Source organism: Leptospira sp. WS58.C1, assembly GCF_040833995.1.
GTDB classification, from domain to species: Bacteria; Spirochaetota; Leptospiria; order Leptospirales; family Leptospiraceae; genus Leptospira_B; species Leptospira_B cinconiae.
Genome location: NZ_CP162137.1, coordinates 263990 through 285869 on the forward strand (window position 1 = coordinate 263990; position 21880 = coordinate 285869).

The following is a 21880-nucleotide window of genomic DNA, read 5'->3' on the forward strand; positions in this document are numbered from 1 at the left end:
TCCAATCTGAAAGGTTTATGGTAAGATCGGGTAAAAAGGATACCAGAAAGAACATGTCACTATCTAAAAATTTGGTAGCTTTCGCATTACTAGTACTTGCGGTTCTCAGTCGTTTTCTTCCTCACTTGCCGAACTTCACTCCGGTTTTGGCGATTTCCATTTTCGGCGGAGTTTATTTCTCTAACCGTTGGTTGGCGATCGCTCTTCCTTTAGGAATTATGCTGATTAGCGACTTGTTGATCGGTCTTCACGATATGATCCCGGTGGTCTACGGATTATTCGTAGTGTATGCAATCGTAGGAATGAAGATTAAAGATCGTTTGGGTCTTGGATCTTTGGCGATTGTCGGTCTTGCTGGTTCCGTTTCTTTCTTCCTGATCACCAACTTTTTCGTTTGGTTGACATCCGGAATGTATACTTTGAACGGACAAGGATTGGTAGAATGTTATATCGCTGCGATCCCGTTCTTCAAATATAGTCTGCTCGGAGACTTTACTTACGTTTCCGTTCTGTTCGGTTCCTATTATTTATTGGAAAAGAACGGATTTGTCGCTTCCACCCAAGCAGCTTAATTTTTCCAGCTTGAAGCGCCGCAGCCATAAGCGGCGCTTTTCATTCTTCTTTCCTTAAATCGTTAAAGTTAAACTTAAGTAAATTCCGTAGAATTTATCATGTACTTCTTTTTGTAAGGCGGATCCTGTAGAGATCTGATCTAAAGGTTTGGAAACCTGATTTAAGAATAATACATCTCCAGGTGATCCGGGAATAACATTCGGATTATAATTGTAACCGGAAACCTTCGAGATCAATTCCGTGTATTGGAACCCTAAAGTATATTTTAACCAACGGCTTCTGAGTAAAGAAAGTCCCACATCGATCTCATATCCGGTCCTACTGAGTACATTCTCCTTTAGTCCACCTGGAGGAGCTGTATCTAAAATATAAGGTCCTCCGATTCCATTCAGAATACCTTGCGTGTTTCTATTATAATGTCCTAAAGTTCTAAAATAGTCCGCTTTAAAATGTCCTAATAAGAATGCGTTAAAATTTTTGAAGATCCGAACTCCAATCTGAGGACCTAATCCGCCCGCTTTTTCTTCCGATTTTCCGAATCCATAATTCCCGGGGATCACTCCGTATTCGCTGGAAATGATATCCAAATTCCTTGCTCCGACAGCAATACCTATCCTTCCGGTTGCGGTTTGCATGTACCAAGCAAAGTTCAAAGAATAATCCAATCTTCTGTATTGAACTGAATGAAATTGTACCGGAGCAAGAGCGGACAATGCTGACGCGGTATCCACTGTCGTATAGGAAGGTTTGATCTTTAGATCCAAATAATTGAATTCTATTCCGAAAGTTTTGGCCGTATTCAAATAAGAAAGTTTAATAGGAAAGGCGGTCTTAGTATTTCCTTGGGGGCTGGAATAACTAGTGATACTATCGTTTAATAAGTTCGGATTTACGCCGGCATTTGCCGCGGCTGTTTGCGCATTTTCATAAGCGCCCGAAGCGGACAGTATCGTATTAAAATTATTAACACCGATATTCTTTTGTCTGGCTAGTACTTCCGATTCCCAGGTGGATTGTAATGCAGCGAATTGGATATCCAAAGTAGGTCTATTGTAGGGTTTGGACAATTCCCTATCATGAAGTTCGTTCCGAACGTCTGCCGCTTGCTTTCGTTTTTCTGCCGCGAGTAATGCGAGTCTTCTTCTTTCGGCTTGGACCTGCGATTTACCTGCTTGGTATTCCAGCTCGTCTGCTTCTTTTTCTAAGGTTTCCGGATCCGGTAATTTCCCCTGGGAAAGTACGGGACTGGAAACGAATAAAAATATACCTAAAAATATGGATGCGGAAAGTTTCAGGAAAGTCTGCAAGGTTTACCTCTAAGTATTTCGCGTAGCTTTGTAATCGGAAAGACTAAGTATCTTTGACGCAAGACTCCAATTCTTTTTTATAGAAAGAATGAAAAAAGGGAGGAAGTATTTTCTTAAAATTCCAAGTTTTGAGGTATGGGTTTCGACTTTTCGGACGAATACAAAGAGATTGTCCAAAACATCCTTTCGGATCGGTTTTCCCAGGTTTCTAAGGTTTACGATCTAAAGGCCAGGTCCAAAGGGGAAAGGAAATTTCTTGAGTTCCGATTGGAATTTAAAAAGAATGTTCATCCTTTGGATTACCCTAAGATCTTGGGATCTTTACTAGACGATTTAAAACAGGAATTTCCTTATACGGAGATCATCATATATCCGAACCAAGGTTAGGTCCGAAATCTTTCTTCAGATCTGCTCCTTCTCTCAAATCAGGTTGCCAAACCTACTTCAAAATCGATCCTGACCCAGATGAAACCAGCCATTTGTATATTCTGCGGTTCTAGACCTGGTAAAGAACCACGTTACCACCAAGCCGCAGTGTTCTTAGGTCATCTAATGGCCACTGAGGGAATTGGGCTGGTGTATGGAGGAGCAACCTCCGGATTGATGGGAGCCGTTGCCGATTCCGTTTTAGAAAAAGGCGGATCAGTAATCGGAGTTCTTCCCGAGTTCCTAACGAATAAAGAAATTGCTCATAAAGGAATTACGGAACTTATCTTAGTTCCAACCATGCATGAAAGAAAACTTCTCATGTACGAAAAATCCATAGCTTTTATCGCTTTGCCCGGCGGGATCGGAACCTTAGAAGAATTGGTCGAAGTAACTTCTTGGAATCAACTCGGAGTTCTTTCCAAACCGATCGGGATATTGAATGTAAACGGATTTTTCGATCCCTTATTGCAACAATTGGATCATATGGTCGAGGAAGGTTTCTTAGATTCTCAGACCAGAGAATGGATAGAAGTCAGCGCTGATCCCGAAGAACTTTTCGAAAAGATCATAAAAAGAAGTAGGATCTAAATTACTTTCCTTCTTCCGGATTCAGGAATTGTTTAAATATCTGCTGGAGGGCCGGACTTTCGGAAACTTCGGCTAACGCTAAAGGAGAATTTCCTTCCTTGTCTGTGGAATAAGGAGAAGCCCCATTTTTTACTAATAACTCGATCAGGTCCGTTTTTCCCGATTTTACGGCAAGTAGTAAAGGAGTCCGGCCAAGAATGTCCCGGACTTCTGCTTCGTAACCGTTGCTTAAGATCTTTTCTACTATATCCGTTTTTCCTTCGGAAGCAGCTCTAAACAATAAGGAGATTGTGGCCTTGTCAATGACCTTCAAAGTATGATGGAATTTCATTCTATAAGCTTCTTCTTTGGCTGTTTTACCGCTTAGATTTTTAGCCAAAGGATCTGCTCCTAAGTTCAGCAATCTTTCCAAACACTCTACGCTATCGTACAATGCAGAAAGAAGAAGAGGAGTATTTCCGTCTTGGTCCTTATTCTCTAATAAAGAACGTACTTCTTTATTCTCCGAAAATAGATCCAAGATTTCATAATCATTATGTAACGCGGTGAGATGAAGAATGGTCCGGCCTTCCGAATTTTTCTTTTTAGGATCCGCACCTTTGGAGACAAGATATTCCGCGATCTCTAAATGACCCATATCCACCGCGAGTAGAAGAGGGGAATAACCTTCTCCGTTTCTAGATTCTATATCCGGAGGATGATTGGGTAGATCGAATAATATCTCTACTAATTCTAATTTTCCGGAACTGATCGCTCTGGTTAAGGGAGTGTTGCCATCCATATCCCTGAGTTCGGGATCCGCTCCATAATCCAGTAGGATTGTTGTGAGCTCCGGATTCTCCGATTCCAATGCGAGAAGAAGTGCTGTTTCTCCCCTAGAGCTAGTCTCATTCGGATCGGAGCCGTATTCGACTAAAAGACCGGTAGCCTCTTTATTTCCTTCTTTGATAGCCCAGTACAATAGTCCGCAGCCGTATGAATCTCTTAGTTCAGGAAATTCTTCTGCAAAACCGTCTCTTGTCGCTGCCTCGGATAATAAGGCGCGAAGGGTTCCGTTATTACCTGTTTTTACTGCCCGAAAAAGATCGTTCCAGTCCACGCCTGATTCTCCAGGAGGTAATACAATCCCAAGGTCGTTAGAAAAGAAAGCGGTATTCCGATTCCAACTAAGGAAACAGCAAGTCTAGGTGCAAGTCCCCATTCCGCTGCGAGAAGACTTCCGGTGATCATGGGAGCCATAGCGGATTCCATGATGAGTATCTTAAAATTTCTGAGAAAATCAGAGTCTAGATTCTTTTCTGAATAATGGAAGAATGTTCCGAAACAAAGCCAGACCAAGATGGGACCTATGATCAATTTGAATATTAAACCGAATAACAAAGGAATTCTCATCCTAAAAGAATTATCTGATTCTCTTTTGGGATTTTCGGCATTTGGTTCTTCGGAATTGACGCGAATGGTCCCAGGAAGTTGGAATCCGACTGAAAAAAGAGCAAGTGGGATGAGGGTGTCTCCGATCCTTGCAATCGCTGATTCAAGCTCAGGAGGAACAGAAATCGGACGAGAAACTAAAGATACCAATAACGCGATGAAGGGAGGGAAGGTGAATAATATCTTCCAAATAGAGGATTTTGTTTCGGAGGATTGGAGCGCGTGCCTTGCCCTTGTCCCTAAATAAGTCCCGGGAATGGCAAGAGTGAGAAAAGTTCCAAGCTGGTCTATAATGAGTACTGTAGGAAGTCCCTCTTTCGAATAATAGGATTCTATTAGCGGTATTCCCAAAAAGGAAGTGTTTCCTAATCCCGCAGAAAGGCAAAGGCATACTACCGTACTTTCTTTCCAATGTAAAAGTTTTCCAACTAAGCTGAAGAATAAAAATCCGAATCCGAACAGAACCCAAGGCATGGAAGCAAAAGTTAAAAAGTTCCCATCCAGAGAAGCATGACGCAGAGGTCCGAATTCCATACAAGGAAGCGAAACGGAAATGATAAATGAATTGATAACCTTATGTGAATCGGAAGGAAATTTTCCTTTGCTGCGGATCAGTATCCCGAATAGAAAACAAAGTCCGATTACTATAAAATTAGACATGGATCGATCCTTTTCACCCGAAAGCGTATTTAGGTCAAGGAAGGATTTGTAGCGATCTTTCTCCGATCTCTTTTTCTTCTAGATAGAATTTGATCTTATACTTTCCGGGAATTAAGATCTGCAGTATTTCCCAGGCCTCGAAGTTGATCCCACCCGGGATCTTTTCCTGAAACGTAAAACTTGTTTTTTTCGTTTTTAGAGAGATGAACTCCGCCTTAAAAGTATAAGGCCCGGATTTATAGATCGGTATCGAAAGATAAAATTTCCGTTTTGTTTGGATTTTATCAATACAGGAAGATGTTTTATCAGGATCCGGAATGGATAGGCTGAAACAAAATTCTTCCACATTTGTGATCGGAAATCCTGGAGGAGTTTTTCCGTCCGGTGTCCAGTAAGCATTCTCCTCGCTTAAATATTCTTTTTCTTCCGATTCCGTTTTGAAAATCGTCGCAAAACTTTTTTTCTTTCGGTTCTCTTCCGGTTTATAAACTTCGAAATGTAAATGAGGTCCTGTGCTGAATCCAGTATTTCCGGAGAGCCCGATTTTTTGCCCTGCGCTAACTTTATCTCCGGGTTTTACGAATACACCTTTGGATTGTAAATGTCCATAAATTGCGACTGTTCCGTCGGAATGTTCTATCACGATCCGGTTCGCTTTATCTATGAGTTTTGGGTCCCTTCTTCCTTCCGTAAATTTATCTTCCGTTTCGACTACAATCCCGTCTCTTGCGGCCAAAAGTGGAGTGCCTTCCGGAAGGACAAAGTCCAAAGAATAAGCTCCTCCGCCTTTATGTTCTTCTCCGCTATTATAACCTACCGAGATCCAAGATTTACCTTCATAAGGAAGCGTGTATACGTAAGCATCATCGTGGATTGCGGATAAGTTTCCATAATATGCAACTGCTAATACTGATACTGGGCCAGAGGCTTCCGCATTCTCTTTCTTTTTGAAGGTCAGGACCTTCTTCTTTTCCGGATCGTTTAATACGAATGAGATCGGGCTTTGAGGTTCCGTTTCTATATTAGAACCTTCGATTGCAGTATAGACGGTGATATGAGTTCCGGGGATCAGGTTTTTGGCTTGGAGATAGACGGACGTTTGATCATTTTCCGTTTCGATGGAAGAACAGATATTTTTTTTATCACAATTCTGAATGCTGTCCGCAAATAAAGGGCAAACAAAAAAGGATAAAATTAAGGCCGCAAATCTTCGGATCATCATGTTATAAGATCGGAATTTAGGGGGAAATAAAACAGCCCGCTGCCGGAATTGAACCGGCGACCTTTTCATTACGAGGGAAATGCTCTACCCCTGAGCTAAGCGGGCAAAATTGAGGCTCAATAAAGGAACTCTAACGATCCCCTCTGGCGCTTCGGAATTCTTTTACCATCAAAGATGTGATACTGTCAAGAGGTTTCACCTGCTGCTTCAATTCGGGAGTTTCATGTCTGTCTGAAAAACTATAACAGGAATTTCGGACACCTTTATCCTTCATCCACCAATGCCTTCCGATCTCTCTTCTGGATTTAGGGTCCAAGTCTCCTTGGTACATTCTATACTCGTCCCATTCAGGTGGGAAATTTCTTTCTTTTAAGAAGAACGCATAAGCGGAAGAAAAACTTTGAGCTGCGTTTTGTAAAAGTTCGTTGATATGAAGGCAGCCCATCGTTTTGTCTTCGGGAAATTTTCTCATAATTTTGTTATAAGATATATCTTCTCCGATCAGATAAGAATACGTTTTGATCGCATGTGGACAGGTTTCGTAAGGAACTCGATCTTCTTCCACATCCAAGTCCATAATTTTCATCGTAGCTAAGTTCACGAGCATATATAAGGTCATGTCATGATATGGATCTCTTTGGCTGACTTCTATCAGGCAACTCGGAGGACTTTCTTCCGGAAACCAATAATATCTACTCTCGTATCTACGCTGGAAACCGCAGTCTTTGTATCTGATCTTTTGTTTTAATTGGGAAAGCGCCATACATTCTCCTGGTTCCTTTTTTTTCCCGAGCGATAGACCTGAAAGGATTTTACAACGTTTTGATTTGCTTTTTTAACATTCTTATCTATTCTACTCCCTACTTTACGGATTTTAGGGATGGCGTCGTTTTTTCAGGATAAGGTTTTTTTAGTCACAGGAGCAAGCTCGGGTATTGGCAGGGCTCTCGCATTAGAGTTGGAAAAGCAAGGAGCATACGTGGCGGCTATTGCCAGAAGGAAAGAAGCCCTTAAGGAATTGAAAAATTCCGCTTCTCATCCGGATAAAATTTTAGTTCTGCAAGCGGATGTGATGTCCGAATCCGATTTAAAAAAAGCGGTGGAAGAATTTCGGAAAAAATTCAAGAGAGTCGACGGCTTCGTTCATTGTGCGGGAGTTTCCATGCGAGGAACCGCCGCTGAAACCGAGCTTAAGGTTTTTTACACGTTAATGGATACGAATTATTTCCCATTAGTGATCTTATACGGTCTACTGGAATCCGATCTTAGGCAAAGCGAAGGACATGTGGTAGCCGTTTCTTCGTTATTGGGAAAGTTTTCCACCCAGTTTAGATCCGGTTATGCTGCCAGTAAACATGCGGTCCAAGCCTTTATGGATAGTATTCGGCTGGAAAACGATAAGACGGGCATACACGTTATGACTGTTTTTCCAGGTATCGTTAAAACGGATATTTCGATTAAAGCGCTTTCCGAAGACGGTTCTCCTCACGGGATAATGGATGAAAAACAAAAGAAGGGATTGGATCCACATGCCGTCGCTAAAAAGATATTGAAAGGTATTGAACAAAGAAAAAGGGAAATTTTTCCTTCGAAGTTTGGAGAAAAGATCGATCTTATATTGAGCAAAATTGCCCCTAAGACCTTGGATAAAAAACTCCTGAAAACAAAAGTGAATTAAAAACTTTTTAATTTTTCACTTCCGTGATCAATCGGAGACCTGCTTTTCGATCATTCAATAGATTGGGAATTCCTCCGAAGTCTCTGGCGTATACTTTAGCTTCTTCTTTGGTGCTTGAATAAGAACCGCCTCGGATCACTTTTAGATGTTTTCCGAATCTTCCCGAATTCGGTCGATGTCCCGGATAAGGAATATAAGGAGAGCTGGTCCATTCCGCAACGTTTCCGCACATTCCGATCGCACCATAGGGACTTTGGCCTTTGGAAGGAAGTTCATAAACGGATATCGTTCCTCTGCTTCCGCTTTCTCTTGTATTACAAAGTGCGGAATCGAATTCATTGCCGAAAGGGTAATCTTGGGGTTGGGAGATAAATTCGTAACTCTCGTCCTTCAATAATCTCCAAACAAGTCCTGTTCCTCTGGCGGCTTTCTCCCATTGCCATTCGCTCGGGATCTTTTTCCCGGCCCATTTAGAATATGCTTCCGCTTCTCTATACGTAAGGTTGGTTACCGGATGGTATTCCTTTCCTTTTGGGAATATTCCGTTTTCCCAATGGGGAGGAGGAGGAGTGCCGGTCTCTTTTAAGAATTTATTATATTCTTTATTGGTGACTTCGTACTTATCTATATAAAAGGAAGGAATTTCTTCTAAGCTGGATCTGTCGGGTGTTACGAATTTAGGATTATAACTATCGTCTCCCGGATCGGAACCTTGTCCGTATAGGAAATATCCCATATGCTCGTATAAAATCTTTCCGTTGGATTCATAACCGGTGTGAACGAGCACCATTTCTTTTCCGTCTTTCGGATGGAGAATATTTTTAGCTAAACGATTTCGGACCACATCTGTGGCATCAAATCTAGCAGGGTCTTGGTAGAATGTTTCTTCTCCATACGCCCCGATCAAAAGTCCCACGCCGATCAATTTAGCAGGCTTACCTTCTGCAATTGTAAAACTTCCTCTTAGTTCTATGGAAACCGGTTTAGTGAGTTTTCCTACTTTTCCGAATTCTACTTCTATATTCTCTATTTGGAAAGCGCCTATCTCTTCCATTTTCGGTTTTCTGAATAAAGGTAGATTCGATCTTTCGCTGAGAATTCCTCTGATCTCCTCTTCGGAACGTTCGGAGAAGTAGGAATTCCTACCTATTTTGATCTTAGCTTTTCCTTTGTTCCTATAAACGGAAAGAAGTTCTCCCGTCCAAAGGATCGCCTTCCTGGTATCGGAGGAAGCAGTTTCCTTTTCTTCTTGGCTTGTCCCGGTTTCCGAAAAAAGAAAAAGAAAACAGAATGAGATGAGTATAATAGCACTGGTCCTGGACATAGAAGAGTGAGGTCCTCTAAATTTAAAGATCGGCAGAATTCATCGATTTTTGGACGGTTTTTTATGACTTGGTGCCGATGTAAAATCCGGCGTTTAGGACTTTATGCCTTAGACTTTGGAAAGAGTGCATTCCCAGCTTTTCTCATCACATGGACCAGCTCTTCGAAAACGATCGGTTTCGAGATATAATCGTTCATTCCGGCACGCAGACAAAGGTCCCTATCTCCTTGCATTGCGGCCGCAGTCATAGCAATGATATACGGTTGCGACTCCAGAGGCCAAGTATTTCGAATGACTTGAGTTGCTTGTAGTCCGTCCATCTCGGGCATATGAACGTCCATAAAGATCAGATTGATCTTCTTTTCTCTCAGAGCGATCAAAGCTTCTTTTCCATTCGGAACGATAAACGGTTCGTATCCTAATTTTTGGATAATTCTTTTCGCCAGAGTTTGGTTGATCTCATTGTCTTCAGCCACCATGATCTTAAAGGGGAATTGGGAACTTAACATTTCTTTTTGGCTGGCAAGATACGAGGATCTTGTATTTGCTTTAGCTTTACTTCCACCTTCCGCTAAAATTTCCGTCACAATCCTTTCTATATCTTTTTTCTTTACCGGTTTACTCAGTTCTCCCGCAAATAATTCGACCGCGAGTTCTTTGTCCTTAGGGTCCAGGAAAGAAGAAGATAGGAGCACTAATGGGAAATGAAAATTCTTTTTGCGGATTTCTTGAGCTATCTCTATCCCCGTATTTCCGGGAAGATTAAAATCTAAGATCCCTATGTCAGGCATAATGTCCAGATCGAGTAGGTTTAATGCCTCTTCCTTGGATTTGGCGGAGAATGTAATAAGACCTAATATCTGCAATTGATACGCGAGTATCTTGAGGTTGGTAGGATTATCATCTAGTATGAGTACTTTTTTATTTTCTAATTCCGAGTTTGTCGCTTTTGATTCGATTTTCGTTTGGTTGTTTCCTTCTACCTGAATATAAAAGGAGAAGGTCGTGCCTACGTTCAATTCACTTTCTACCCAAATTACTCCCCCCATCATTTCTATTAAACGGGAAGATATGGAAAGACCAAGTCCTGTTCCTCCGTACTTTCTTGTGGAAGATGTGTCCACTTGGTAGAATGGTTGGAATAGTTCCTTTTGTTTTTCAGCAGGAATTCCGATCCCTGTATCTCTGATCGCAAATAAGATCGTATACAGTTTCCCTTCTAATTTGGAAACCTCGGCTGATAAAAAAATCTCGCCTTGTTCGGTGAATTTTAACGCGTTCCCGATCAAATTGATCAGGATCTGTTTTAGTCGTAAACTATCGCAAAAGATCCTGTCGGGCACATTCGGGTCCAGATAATAGACAAGATCGATCTGTTTTTGAGCGGCGCGAGATCTGAATAAGTCCAAAACCTCCTCGATCGTTTCGATAACCGAAAATTCTCTGATCTCCAAAGACAAGGTTCCGGATTCAATTTTAGAATAATCTAAAATATCGTTGATGATATTAAGCAGACTTTCTCCGCTTTTTTGAATGATCTCTGCGTATTCTTTTTGTTCGGTATTTAGATTGGAATCGATCAGAAGTTCCGTCATTCCGACCACTCCGTTCATAGGAGTCCTGATCTCATGGCTCATCATCGCCAAAAATTCAGACTTAGCGCGGTTGGCCTTTTCAGCTTCTTCTTTGGCTTTTTTGAGATCGTGTTCGTAGTTTTTGCGAACAGAAATATCCGTGAATAACCCGCAGACGGAATATACCTCTCCCTCTAAGTCCACTAAGGGAACGATCACACAATAGAATGTTTTTTCTTCTTCGGAAACGACTAGGTCTAGTTCGAAATCCAAGGAACCTTGTTTTTCCAACGATTTCGCTATTATCGTTGAAATGAACTGGGCTTTCTCATTTCCAAAAAGATTTTCCAGCCCCATATCCTGTCTTTTGTCTTTGTTAGCTAAGAAACGATTTGCGAATACTTGGTTGTGAAATAGAGTTCTTCCGTCCAGATCCATCATACAAAATGCAGAGGGCAGATTGTCCAAAATGGAAAGAAGCCTGGATTCACTTTCGATCAATCTATCAGTGATCCTTCTCTTTTCTTTGATATCTTTTTGGACGGTATAGGAACCGTAACCTACAACCAGAAAGGAAACTATTACTAAAGTAAGCAGGGAATAAGCGACTCTGGTCCCTCTCAAAGAATTGGTGGCATTCCTTTTGTTTAGGAGCTTAAATTCCTCCTCCTGCATATGGTTCAGAAGTTCCGTTATCTCTATCAGTATAATTCCCTTTTTGGATTCGAAGGACCTGGGTTGTTTTTCCGCAGTTGTGATCAGGTTGGAAATTCCTTGGAGCCTCACTTGTTGGATCTGATTGTCTTTGATCAAATTCTGTAAGATCTTAATTTCGCTTTTCAAGTTGGAGAATAACGATCTTGTATTTTCGAAAGCGGAGTTACCCTTATATGCTTGGGCCAGACCGATCTCTCTAGTAATACTCTTACATTGGTCGATTTCTTCGATGACAGTAAATGTATGTTCTATTAAAACTCCGGAGTTCTTTAACTCTATCATTCCGTACAAACTGATCAAACTCGCTATGATCAATAGTAAGGTAAGGGAGAAAAAGCCGATCAGCACTTTCCATTGTAAGAATTGGGATTTTTCTTTGATTTTTTCTAAAAAGGAAAATTTCATGAAAGACGTTCTGTGACTTTTTAAACGCGAAAATGATTTCAAAAAGGCTTCCAAATTTATTACACGTACAAAGGTCTTTGAACAAGCTTTTTTCGCGATTTTGATAGCCCCATCTTGACTGGATCGGGCCAAAAATCATTCTGGTATTCTAATAAACGGTTTTTTCTGGATTCTGGTAAAGAAAGCAGGTAAAAATCTTGTACCTTGGAGAGCTATTCCTTACTATGAAATCCGTCGTTCATGAAATTTATCTCTCCGTTTCCGGAGAAGGAATTTCAACAGGTTTGCCTACCATTTTTGTCCGATTTGCGGGATGTTCTCTCAGATGCGGAATGGATGGAAATCGCAAATTATGGTGCGACACTCCGTACGCACTTTCTCCGAATGCGGGAAAACAAATGGAGTTGGAAGATGTGATCTCGGAGATAGGATCCATTACTTCTTCTCCTACACAAATACTTTTGACGGGCGGAGAACCATTAGAAAATTCGAATAGGATTTTCAGCCAGGCATTGGCGGAAAAATTGAAACAGTCGAGGCAAGTTTCGGGGCTTTATACGAGGGTGAGGGTGGAGACAAACGGTGCAGAGCCTATCTCCGGTTTAGAAAATATGGTATTTACTCTGGATTACAAACTCCCCGGTTCCGGAATGGAAAACAAAATGATCTTGGATAATTTGGAATTTGTCCGGGATAGAAACGATAATCTGGACGAGATTAAATTCGTAATTAGAGATAGAAAGGATTTCGATAGGACTTTGGAAGTGATAGATCGTTTTAAGTTAAAGGGAAATCTTCTGGCTTCTCCCGTATTCGGAGAGCTAGCTCCCGAAATCCTTGTAGATTGGATCAAAGAAAATAATAGAACGGATCTGCGTCTTTCTTTGCAGACCCATAAATATATCTGGGGAGAAAAAAGGGGAGTTTGATCTTGGACTCTACTTTGCAGCTCAGTCTAGATTTCGAATCCGACTCTTCCAGCGGATTCAGAGGGGATTCCTGTTATCTCAAGGATGAACCGGAATTAGGGATTGGAAGGATAGAAAGTTCCGACTCGGGAAAATTCCAGATCTATTTTCCATCTTCAAATACCAGAAAAACGGTTTCTGAAAACTCAAACAGACTCAAAATTATAGGAGCGTATCCGACCGCATTTACGGAATCTTTCGCAGATTCTGAGCTACTCGATCTAAGTCTACAAGCATTCGAGTTAAAACTCACACACGCATACGATAAACTTTCCGCTTTATCTAATTCCAGAACTAGGCTTCTTCCTCACCAAATAGAATCCACTTTCGTGGTAGTGAACTCACTTAGACCAAGATTTATTTTGGCGGACGAGGTAGGATTAGGCAAAACGATAGAAGCGGCTCTGGTTATGAAAGAGCTGATCTTTCGGAGAGGTTATAAAAAGGTTTTGGTTGTGGCTCCTTCTCCTCTTTTGGTCCAATGGAAACAGGAGTTAAAGAATAAATTTAACGAAGACTTTGAGATCGTTAAAAGAAAGAACTTCTTAGCCACGGGCGAGAAAAATTGGAAGAATTTCAAACATGTAATCACTTCCGTAGACTTTATCAAAAACCCTAAATATGCCGAAGAGATCCTGAAAACAAAATGGGATATAGTAGTCTTTGACGAGGCACATCGTTTACGAAGGGATTATCATAAGGTCACTAGAGCTTATCTATTCGCGGAGAAGATCGCCAAAAAATGCGAATGTCTGCTTCTTCTTACCGCTACACCTTTTAGAGGAAAATTAGAAGAGCTGTATTATCTGGTCCACTTAGTGGATCCGAATTTGCTCGGACCATATCATACTTTTATAAACGATTATGTTCTTGGAAATAAAAACGGATTAAAAGAAAAGATCTCGAAAGTTCTTTTAAGAAGAAGAAAGGTAGAAGTGGGCGGATTTACCAAACGATTCGCCAAAACCGTAAAGATAGAATTGTCCAACGCAGAGAGACAATTTTACGACGAGACCACCGAATACGTTCGTAGAGAATACAATCTAGCGATGAGAACCCAAAATCGGGCGATCGGGTTCGTGATGATCGTATTCCAGAAATTATTGGATTCATCCGTATTCGCACTTCTTTCCGCATTGTCCAAGCGTAAGTTCATGCTGGAGAATAGGCTCCATCGTTTACAAGCAGTCGGAAACAAATTAGAGGAATGGGACTTGGATGAAACGGAAGGAGTGGAAGATTTCGTTTCCGATCTGGACGAATCCGCTCCCTCCGATCTGGCAAATCTTAGAAGGGAATTATTGTCCTTAAACAGGTTGATCCTTTTGGGTAAAAAGATCAAAGAAGATCGCAAAAGCCAGAAGCTGAAAGAAACGATCGCAAAGCTCAAAAAAGAAGGGCATCCTAAATTTATAATATTCACGCAATTCAGAAGTACACAGGATTTCTTAGCTTCTACTTTATCGGAATACAAGGTCACATTATTCCACGGATCTTTAAGTGCGGATGCAAAAGAAGACGCAATCTCCGAATTCAGAAAAACTTCAGAGATATTGATCTGTACGGAAGCCGGCGGAGAAGGTCGTAACCTTCAGTTTGCAAACGTTCTCTTCAATTACGATCTACCGTGGAGCCCTTTAAAGATCGAACAAAGGATCGGAAGAATTCATAGGTTCGGTCAGAAGGACAATGTATTTATTTTTAACTTTGCTTCTAAAGACACAGTTGCGGAAAGAATTTTAGAAGTACTCTCCAATAAGATCAAACTTTTCGAAGAATCGATCGGAAACTCCGACGAGTTACTCGGAGCCATCGAAGACGAATTGGATTTTCATTCCAGCTTCATGAGATTCGTCACGGGAAACAAAAAGTTAAGGGAAGTGGAAGAGGAGATCGACCAAAGGATCAAGATCGCCAAAAAGGGTTTCGAAAAACTGGGATCTTTGGTAACTCCTAAATTATTGGATTTTAATTTAGAAGATTATTATAAAACTACTCTACAAGAAAGATCTTTTACAAACCAACACTTAGAGACATTTTTTGTCCGATACGCTAAAAAGTATTCGGATCGATTGAATTTTAAACTCAAAACTCTAAAGCCTCAGATCTATGAGTTGGATGGAGTGAACTACAAAGGAAAGAAGGCCACATTTAATTCCGAACTTGCACTCGCAGACGACGGTTTGGAATTTTTAGCATTCGGACATCCTTTGGTCGAAGAGGCTGTCCAATCCTTTCTGAAAGATAGATCCGGTTGGAAAGTTGGATTCTATAGGACTTCCGGCAATTTTTTATACTTCGTATTTATAGTAGAATTCAAATTTTCTTTGGACAGAAAAGAATTGTTCGTTGTGGAAGTGAACCGACGCAGCGGGAATGCCAAGGTATTGGAAAGCCTTCCCGAGATCGTAAGAGAGAACCGATTCAGATCCTCTGAAACACAACTACCGCAAGATACGGAAAAACATTTCGTGATCGCCTGCGAGACCTTAGAGTTTGCATTAGAAGATAGAAAAAAAGAATTATACGAACAAACCAAGGATCTATTCCAAAAAGAAGAATACAAGATCCGGAACAGCAACCAAAACACACTGCGCCAACTCGAAGAAAAACTGATGAGGCAAGAGGCTGCTTTTAAATGGGAAGGAAGACCCGAAAAAAAATCCGCAATGAATCGAACTAAGAACGAGATCCAAAAAGTAAAAGAGGATTTCGAAGTGGAGTTGCGAAAGGTAAAAGTTGGAAAAGAGATCCACCATCGTTTTGAACTTTTCCAAGCCTATCTTCCGGGTTCGGATTAAGTTAAATTAGGGACCGTCTTAAACCTTTTATATTCCGGTTTTTACTGCTGGACATTGGCACCCGCTATCCGCTTTTGTTAAACTACTCCGCCAAATATTCGGCCTTAGGAGACAGTTTACGTGAAATTATCCCTGGATTGGATCAACGATTTTACCCCGATTAAGGATGTGTCCCTCGAAGATATCCTGAAAAAAATTGCGGCTTCTATATGTGAAGTAGATGGGGTCGAAGATTATTTTTCTCATTTAGAGAAGGTAGTTTTAGTAAAGATCGATTCCTTAGAAAAACACCCGCAGGCAGACAAACTCCAAGTCGCGCAGGTTACGGACGGTAAAAATAAGATCCAAATCGTTTCAGGCGCTCCGAATTTAAAAGTAGGGGACTTGGTTCCATTGGCAGTTCCAGGCGCAGAACTAGGAGATAAAAAGATCCTAGAGTCCGAACTGAGAGGAGTAAAAAGCTCCGGTATGCTTTGTTCCGAAAAAGAACTGGGCCTTTCCGAGGAAGATGCGGGAGTCATGGTCTTGGATGATCCGGATGCAAAACCCGGTTTGAATCTGAGAGAGTTTTTTGGGTTCAGAGATACTATTTTAGATATTGATAATAAATCGATCACACATCGCCCGGACCTATGGAGCCATTTCGGATTTGCAAGAGAACTTGCCGCTCAATTAAATCTACCGATCAAGTTTAATCCTTTGGAAACAGACTGGGAATTTTCCAAAAACTTGACTTCTCCGAAAGTAAAAGAAACGGATTACGCGCATTCTTACTATTCTTCTGCTATCGAAGGGATCCAGATCAAACCTTCTAATAAAACCGTTCGTTCCCGTTTGAAAAAATGCGGAGTGAGGGTGATCAATAATGTGGTGGATGTTTCCAATTATCTCTTATTGGAAGCGGGGCAGCCGACTCACTTCTTCGATTCGGATAAATTATTCGCTCAAGGCGGGATCGAACTAGAAGTGGATTATGCAAAGAAGGACGAAAGTTTTTTACTTCTAGACGAAACTTCTCCCAAACTTGATCCCGAAATTTTGATCATCCGTAACGCTAAAAAGGGAGTAGCGATTGCAGGTGTGATGGGTGGTGCGGATACCGCAGTGGATTCTAATTCTAAAAAAGTTATTTTAGAATCCGCGGTTTTTCCGAGAGAGTTTGTTCGTAAGTCTATTCGAAAAACGGGAATTCGTTCGGAGTCTTCCATTCGTTACGAAAAAGGTCTGGAAGCGACGACCGCTCTTCCTATCCTCAAAAGAGCCTTAAATCTTCTGAAAGAGAACGGTTGTCCGGCTCTGGAGGCAAGTTTTCCTGCCGGATACATTCATACTGCGGATAAAAAAGTAGAAATAGAAGTCAGTTTAAATTTCTTAAATAAGAAATTAGGAACGGAAATCGATCAATCGACTTCGGATAAGATCCTAAAACAACTTTCCTTCTCCACGGAATGGAAAGGAGATACCGTTAAGGTGCTTGTTCCTAAATACAGGCATAATTACGATATCACTATTCCCGAAGATATTGTAGAAGAGATAGGCCGCACATTGGGATACGCTTCTATTCCGGTCCGTCCATTGGCTTCGGATGTAAAACCTCCTGCTCGTAATTTCTCCAGAGAGTTGGAAAAACATCTAAAAAGAGCATTCTCCCAAATCTTAGGATACAACGAAGTATTCAATTATTCTTACGCCTCTTCTAAAGATAATTCTTTCGAAGGAGAAGTAAAAGATTCTATCAAGATCCTGAATGCAATGCCGGATGAGCAGGCATATTTAAGAACTTCTTTATATCCTTCTCTTTTGAAAAATATCAGGCTCAATGGCGATCGTTTCGAAAAACTGAAAATTTTCGAATTCGGCCGCACTTATAAAAAAGCAGAGGAGCCTTTTAACGAATCCAAATGGTTTGTTTGGGCGGTTTCTTTCGGTAGGAAGTCCAACGAAAAGGATTTAAACGTATTAGAGTCCGATTTCTTGGACGTTAGAACAGGTATCGAAAAAGTATTAAGACATTTAAATTTAAGAGAGATCGAATGGAAGATAGAAGAAAGAAGCTATTTTCATCCTAAGGCTTCTCTTTCCTTATTCATATCCGGAAAAAGAATAGGGGAGTTAGGATACGCTCATCCTGCAGCCTTGGATAATGCCGATATCAAAAAGAGAGTCATTTTAGGAAGATTCGAATTCGCTTCATTGCTGGAAGTATGGACAGTGGATCGGAACACAAATTATTTTGCCGCTCCGTCTCATTTCCCTCAAACGGAGATCGATCTATCTTTGGTGATGGATCTGAATGAATCCTCTTCCAAGTTCAGTGATGCTGCTGTCCGAGAAAAATTCCCGGAGCTGCAGGATGTAAAAGTTACAGTCGTATTTACGGGTGGAAATCTTCCTGAAAACAAAAAGTCCGTTTCTTATAGATTTAAACTTTTGAGCCAAGACAAAAACTTGACCCAAGACAGGATCAAAGAGATCACGGATCGCCTCATCCAAATTGCGAATTCTTCCGGTTATCCTCTTCGTTAAACTATGAAAATCCACGAGACGGCATTTATCCATCCGGCTGCAACTGCATTCGGAATGTTGGAGATGGGACCTTTATCTTCTCTCTGGCCGGGTGCCGTTGTTCGTGCGGATCTAAATGAGATCAAATTGGGAGAAGGTGTAAATATCCAGGATAATAGTACACTTCATACCGATTCCACCGGAAGTTTATTTATAGACGATTATACATTAGTAGGTCATAATACAATGCTTCACGGATGTAAGATCGGTAAGGGTTGTCTGATCGGAATAGGTGCGATCATTTTGGATGAGGCGGAGATCGGAGATGGAGCGATGATACTCGCAGGTTCAATGATCCGCGGTGGTAAAAAAATCCCGCCTAGAGCGATGGTGATCCCGAAAAACGGGGACATCGTTATCTACGAAAAAAAAGCAAAACCTGAGATGAGTATCGCAGGTTGTTTGGAATACATACAATTGGCAAAAAGATTCCAAGAGAACGTATTCAAACCTTTCACAAAAGAAGAAGAGAATTCGTTTATAGAAGAAGCAAAGTCCATCATCAAAAGATACGGCATATAATTCTTATCTAAACTTCTCCTCTACTTTCGATTTGATATAAATCAATTTTTCCTAACTCGATTTCTGATTCGTCCTGAACCTTGCCTGCTAATCCTTGTTATAGTTTTCCGCAAAACGACTTATAAGGATGATCTCATGTATGACGAAAGGGTTATAGAAAAAATCAGAGGTATTTGGAAGACCTTCGATCTTTCTTTAGGAATTCCTGAAATAGATAAACAACATCTTTGGTTGATCGGGATCCTTGCGGATTTAGAAGATAAACTGGAGTCGGGAACCAGATCCGCACTGGAAACTACGTTTACGAATGCACTTTCTAAAACCTTGGATTATGCATCCGAACATTTCGCTTTAGAAGAGAAACTTCTGGAGAGTATAGGTTACACAAAACTAGGACAACATAGATTGCAGCATATGCGGTTTCTCACTGCCTTAAAGAATCGGGTCCGAAAGAATTTCGAGGGAAACTTCGAACAAGCAGTGATGGAACTGCTGAAAAACCTGAAAAAGTGGTTATTCAGACATATTCTCAGCGAAGACAGACAGTATGTCGATCTTGCGGACATTAATATCACTCAGGAAATTTCTTCTTCGCTGAACGAACAGCTGAGAACTTCTCCTCATGCCAAGGAAATCGAAAATTTGTATGCTGCGGTGGTATATTCCGCTAAACAAACGGTCTCGAAGGAATTTAACGTTATAGGAGAGGATAATTTAAAGCTGATCTCCGACCTTTGGTATCGTTATAAACTCAAAACAGGGATTGCGATCGTGGATATCCAACATCTATGGCTTTTGCAATTATTGGTGAAAACGGATAAGTTATACAAGCAGAAGTTGAAACAAGAGATCGGTAGCGAGTATTTGAGTCTTGAACTGAAAAAAGCGATCCAAGAAACGATAGAATATATTAGGGAGCATTTCAGTACGGAAGAAGCGATTATGCATAATTTTCGATATATCGGAGAAAGGAACCATCAAAAACAACACGAGAATTTTAATATACTCATCAACGATATGATTGAAAGAAGTGAAAAAGAGGAATTAGAGTCATTGGCAATCTTGATCCAGGATCTAAAGGATTGGTTAGTGAGTCATATCGCCATTGAGGATAAAAAATTATTCTATTTTTTCAGGTCCAGGCTCCCGGAAGTCAACGAATATGTTAGAAATTTGAATCGTGAAGGAAAGATCCATATCTGGAAGGAAGCGGTCATGATCTACAAACTATTGGTAGAATACGAGGATATTACTAGGGAAAAGACACCCGTTTAAGAACGACGAAGTTCGTAATCGTTAATTGGAATTCTCTTTTTTTTCGCTAAGCGTTTGGATCGTATTTAGGATCTTTTTATTTTTCTCGGAAAACTCTGACTCCGGTACGGTCCCCGTAAAAATGTACACAAAACTTTCCTTTAAAAAGATCCATTGTAAAGTGCGGACCTGTTTTTTTACCTCGGTATTGGGGAGAACGAACTTAGATTCTAAAAAGATACATTTTTCCTTTCCGAAACTGCATTTTTGAGGAACGGAAAGTATTTCATATTCTTTGTATACATTCGAATACAACCCTCCTATCGAAGCTACGTAATCCTCGAGGGTTGCCCAAGAATATTTAGGAGGAATCGGCTCCGACACAAAATTAATATTGGTCCTGATCTCGGAAGTTTTGTTTTGTTCCGGTTCAAAAAGATAGAACATCACCTTAACTTGTTTATCATTTTGGGATTCTCTTTTGTTTTTGGAACGATTCGGTTCGGAACCGTCACGATTCGGATCATATTCCTCATAGATCCAACCTTCATAATTCAAGACTAAGCCAAGCTCAGGGATCTCGATTGTTTTTTTGACTTCCGGAACTTTTTCAAAACAGGCAAAACATAAAATGATCCCTGGTAATAAGAAGACCAGACTGTAACGTTCTAAGAAGTTCATGTTCACGTTTTCGAAATTTTGATTTTATGTTTAACTTTTTCTTCTTCTGAAAAGTAAACCGGACCAAACCGAATCGATTGCGCAGACTTTAACGTCTACCATTCCTGTCTTCAAGCCTATTTCTCGGATCATATCTTCTTTTAAGTCGGTTTTCACGCCGGAACTCATCTTAGGCCAAGAGATCCAAACCATACCTTTGTCCGCTAAGTAATCCGGGAACTTGGGAAAGTTTTTAGAAAGTTCGTCTTTGGTCTTACAGAAAAAATGAATATAATCGAAACTTCCCGCTAACTTCTTCTTGAATGTAATATTAGGAGGAAGTTCTTCCAATAAACCTTTAAATTCTTTTGGCTCATTGATTATGATCGCGTTCTGGCCTTCTTTAAATCCTAACTTTTTGGCCAAGGGGGTGCCTGAATATCCTGCCATAGTTCCTCTGTTCGAATTCGGATACGAAAGCCGAAAAGAAAATCTCAGGCTACAAAAAAACCGGCGTGGAAGCCGGTTCTTTTGAAATACAAAGGAAGTGTTGTGCTATTCTTAGTAAGGGAAACCTGCGAAAATTTTCGCTCTTGTGTAGATGTCCGCTACGGAGAATCCGAAAAGAAGAAGTAAGAACAAGAAGCCGGATCCGAAGATCACTCTGTTCATTACATTATCATACTTTAGGTGCATAAAGTAAGCTAATACTAAGGAAGCTTTGATGGTCGCTACAAGCATAGCGATCACAGTGTTCATTGCTCCGAAGTCAACTTGGGCTACTAATACTGTGATGATAGTTCCAACGATCAGTGCGGCAAACACTAAAGAATACGTTTGAACGGAGATCAGATGATGCCCGCCATGTCCATGCTCTTCTGCATGAGAAACAACTGAGCCGGGTTGAAGTTTGGTCTTACCTGCTTCGACTGCTTTTAGTAAAGCCTGACCAATCAAAGTAGACTTATTCTTTTCAAGATAAGCCTTCAGTCTATCCTCTTCTACGATTTGAGCCAACAAGTTAACGGCAAATCCGGCAACGGTAGCGTTTACGATCGCTCCCGCTCCGATAACAAATCCGGTGAAGGGAATCATGAATCCGATACTTACGATAATATACAGCGCGTAATTGAGAAACAGTTCCATCTCTTTTCCTGAAACCTGAGTAATATCTGCAGGCAGAGTTCCCCGAAGGGGATTGG

General features: G+C 40.9%; 19 protein-coding genes and 1 tRNA gene. 9 read left to right on the plus strand and 11 right to left on the minus strand.

The window, feature by feature from the left end:
* Positions 1-53: 53 nt before the first annotated feature.
* Positions 54-572: a DUF6580 family putative transport protein gene (locus tag AB3N61_RS01290; protein ID WP_036089631.1), complete on the plus strand. Its 519-nt coding sequence runs from the start codon at positions 54-56 to the stop codon at positions 570-572.
* Positions 573-626: 54 nt separating this feature from the next.
* Here AB3N61_RS01290 and AB3N61_RS01295 read toward each other — a convergent pair whose 3' ends face one another.
* Positions 627-1880 (minus strand): LA_2444/LA_4059 family outer membrane protein, encoded by a 1254-nt coding sequence (locus AB3N61_RS01295; RefSeq protein ID WP_020769745.1) that lies wholly within the window; start codon positions 1878-1880, stop codon positions 627-629.
* A gap of 135 nt (positions 1881-2015) precedes the next feature.
* On the opposite strand from AB3N61_RS01295, the gene AB3N61_RS01300 reads away from it, so the two are divergent.
* A complete protein-coding gene (locus tag AB3N61_RS01300) occupies positions 2016-2267 on the plus strand; it encodes a hypothetical protein (RefSeq protein ID WP_367898286.1) in 252 nt (83 codons plus the stop codon).
* A 69-nt stretch (positions 2268-2336) separates the two neighbouring features.
* Positions 2337-2897 carry a TIGR00730 family Rossman fold protein gene (locus tag AB3N61_RS01305; RefSeq protein ID WP_367899036.1) on the plus strand — a complete coding sequence of 187 codons (561 nt, stop codon included), beginning with the start codon at positions 2337-2339 and terminating at the stop codon, positions 2895-2897.
* Between the two features lies 1 nt (position 2898).
* Here the strand turns inward: AB3N61_RS01305 and AB3N61_RS01310 are convergent, their stop codons facing one another.
* The 5 genes from AB3N61_RS01310 to AB3N61_RS01330 all read right to left on the minus strand — a co-directional run bounded on the left by AB3N61_RS01310 (position 2899) and on the right by AB3N61_RS01330 (position 6973).
* Complete coding sequence (locus AB3N61_RS01310) at positions 2899-3996, minus strand: ankyrin repeat domain-containing protein (protein WP_367898287.1); 1098 nt, start codon at positions 3994-3996, stop codon at positions 2899-2901.
* Positions 3966-4988 carry an AEC family transporter gene (locus AB3N61_RS01315; RefSeq protein ID WP_367898288.1) on the minus strand — a complete coding sequence of 341 codons (1023 nt, stop codon included), beginning with the start codon at positions 4986-4988 and terminating at the stop codon, positions 3966-3968. Before AB3N61_RS01315 ends, AB3N61_RS01310 begins: the two co-directional genes overlap by 31 nt.
* A 34-nt stretch (positions 4989-5022) precedes the next feature.
* Positions 5023-6210: a M23 family metallopeptidase gene (locus AB3N61_RS01320; RefSeq protein ID WP_367898289.1), complete on the minus strand. Its 1188-nt coding sequence runs from the start codon at positions 6208-6210 to the stop codon at positions 5023-5025.
* 33 nt (positions 6211-6243) lie between these two features.
* Positions 6244-6315 (minus strand) — tRNA-Thr (locus AB3N61_RS01325).
* 25 nt (positions 6316-6340) lie between these two features.
* Positions 6341-6973 carry a DUF2889 domain-containing protein gene (locus tag AB3N61_RS01330; RefSeq protein WP_367898290.1) on the minus strand — a complete coding sequence of 211 codons (633 nt, stop codon included), beginning with the start codon at positions 6971-6973 and terminating at the stop codon, positions 6341-6343.
* 117 nt (positions 6974-7090) lie between these two features.
* Between AB3N61_RS01330 and AB3N61_RS01335 the strand changes: the two genes are divergently transcribed.
* Positions 7091-7888: an SDR family NAD(P)-dependent oxidoreductase gene (locus AB3N61_RS01335; RefSeq protein WP_020769484.1), complete on the plus strand. Its 798-nt coding sequence runs from the start codon at positions 7091-7093 to the stop codon at positions 7886-7888.
* A gap of 7 nt (positions 7889-7895) precedes the next feature.
* Here the strand turns inward: AB3N61_RS01335 and AB3N61_RS01340 are convergent, their stop codons facing one another.
* Positions 7896-9212, minus strand: a complete 1317-nt coding sequence (locus AB3N61_RS01340) for a formylglycine-generating enzyme family protein (protein ID WP_020769574.1) — start codon at positions 9210-9212, stop codon at positions 7896-7898.
* Between the two features lie 101 nt (positions 9213-9313).
* Entirely contained in the window at positions 9314-11908 is a 2595-nt protein-coding gene (locus AB3N61_RS01345) for a response regulator (RefSeq protein WP_367898291.1), read from the minus strand.
* 224 nt (positions 11909-12132) lie between these two features.
* On the opposite strand from AB3N61_RS01345, the gene AB3N61_RS01350 reads away from it, so the two are divergent.
* The 5 genes from AB3N61_RS01350 to AB3N61_RS01370 all read left to right on the plus strand — a co-directional run bounded on the left by AB3N61_RS01350 (position 12133) and on the right by AB3N61_RS01370 (position 20039).
* Complete coding sequence (locus AB3N61_RS01350; RefSeq protein WP_367898292.1) at positions 12133-12837, plus strand: 7-carboxy-7-deazaguanine synthase QueE; 705 nt, start codon at positions 12133-12135, stop codon at positions 12835-12837.
* 2 nt (positions 12838-12839) lie between these two features.
* Positions 12840-15677: a DEAD/DEAH box helicase gene (locus AB3N61_RS01355; RefSeq protein WP_367899037.1), complete on the plus strand. Its 2838-nt coding sequence runs from the start codon at positions 12840-12842 to the stop codon at positions 15675-15677.
* A gap of 120 nt (positions 15678-15797) precedes the next feature.
* On the plus strand, positions 15798-18203 hold the full coding sequence (gene pheT, locus AB3N61_RS01360) for a phenylalanine--tRNA ligase subunit beta (protein ID WP_367898293.1): 2406 nt from the start codon (positions 15798-15800) through the stop codon (positions 18201-18203).
* Between the two features lie 3 nt (positions 18204-18206).
* Positions 18207-18764, plus strand: a complete 558-nt coding sequence (locus tag AB3N61_RS01365) for a gamma carbonic anhydrase family protein (RefSeq protein WP_020769824.1) — start codon at positions 18207-18209, stop codon at positions 18762-18764.
* 135 nt (positions 18765-18899) lie between these two features.
* Entirely contained in the window at positions 18900-20039 is a 1140-nt protein-coding gene (locus AB3N61_RS01370) for a bacteriohemerythrin (protein ID WP_020769535.1), read from the plus strand.
* A gap of 21 nt (positions 20040-20060) precedes the next feature.
* Here AB3N61_RS01370 and AB3N61_RS01375 read toward each other — a convergent pair whose 3' ends face one another.
* From AB3N61_RS01375 to AB3N61_RS01385, 3 genes are all read right to left on the minus strand, one after another.
* On the minus strand, positions 20061-20699 hold the full coding sequence (locus AB3N61_RS01375; RefSeq protein ID WP_367898294.1) for an LIC_13215 family putative lipoprotein: 639 nt from the start codon (positions 20697-20699) through the stop codon (positions 20061-20063).
* A 30-nt stretch (positions 20700-20729) separates the two neighbouring features.
* Entirely contained in the window at positions 20730-21128 is a 399-nt protein-coding gene (locus AB3N61_RS01380) for a DUF3052 domain-containing protein (RefSeq protein WP_367898295.1), read from the minus strand.
* A 111-nt stretch (positions 21129-21239) separates the two neighbouring features.
* Entirely contained in the window at positions 21240-21824 is a 585-nt protein-coding gene (locus tag AB3N61_RS01385) for a cytochrome C oxidase subunit IV family protein (RefSeq protein ID WP_020769881.1), read from the minus strand.
* Between the last annotated feature and the right edge of the window lie 56 nt (positions 21825-21880).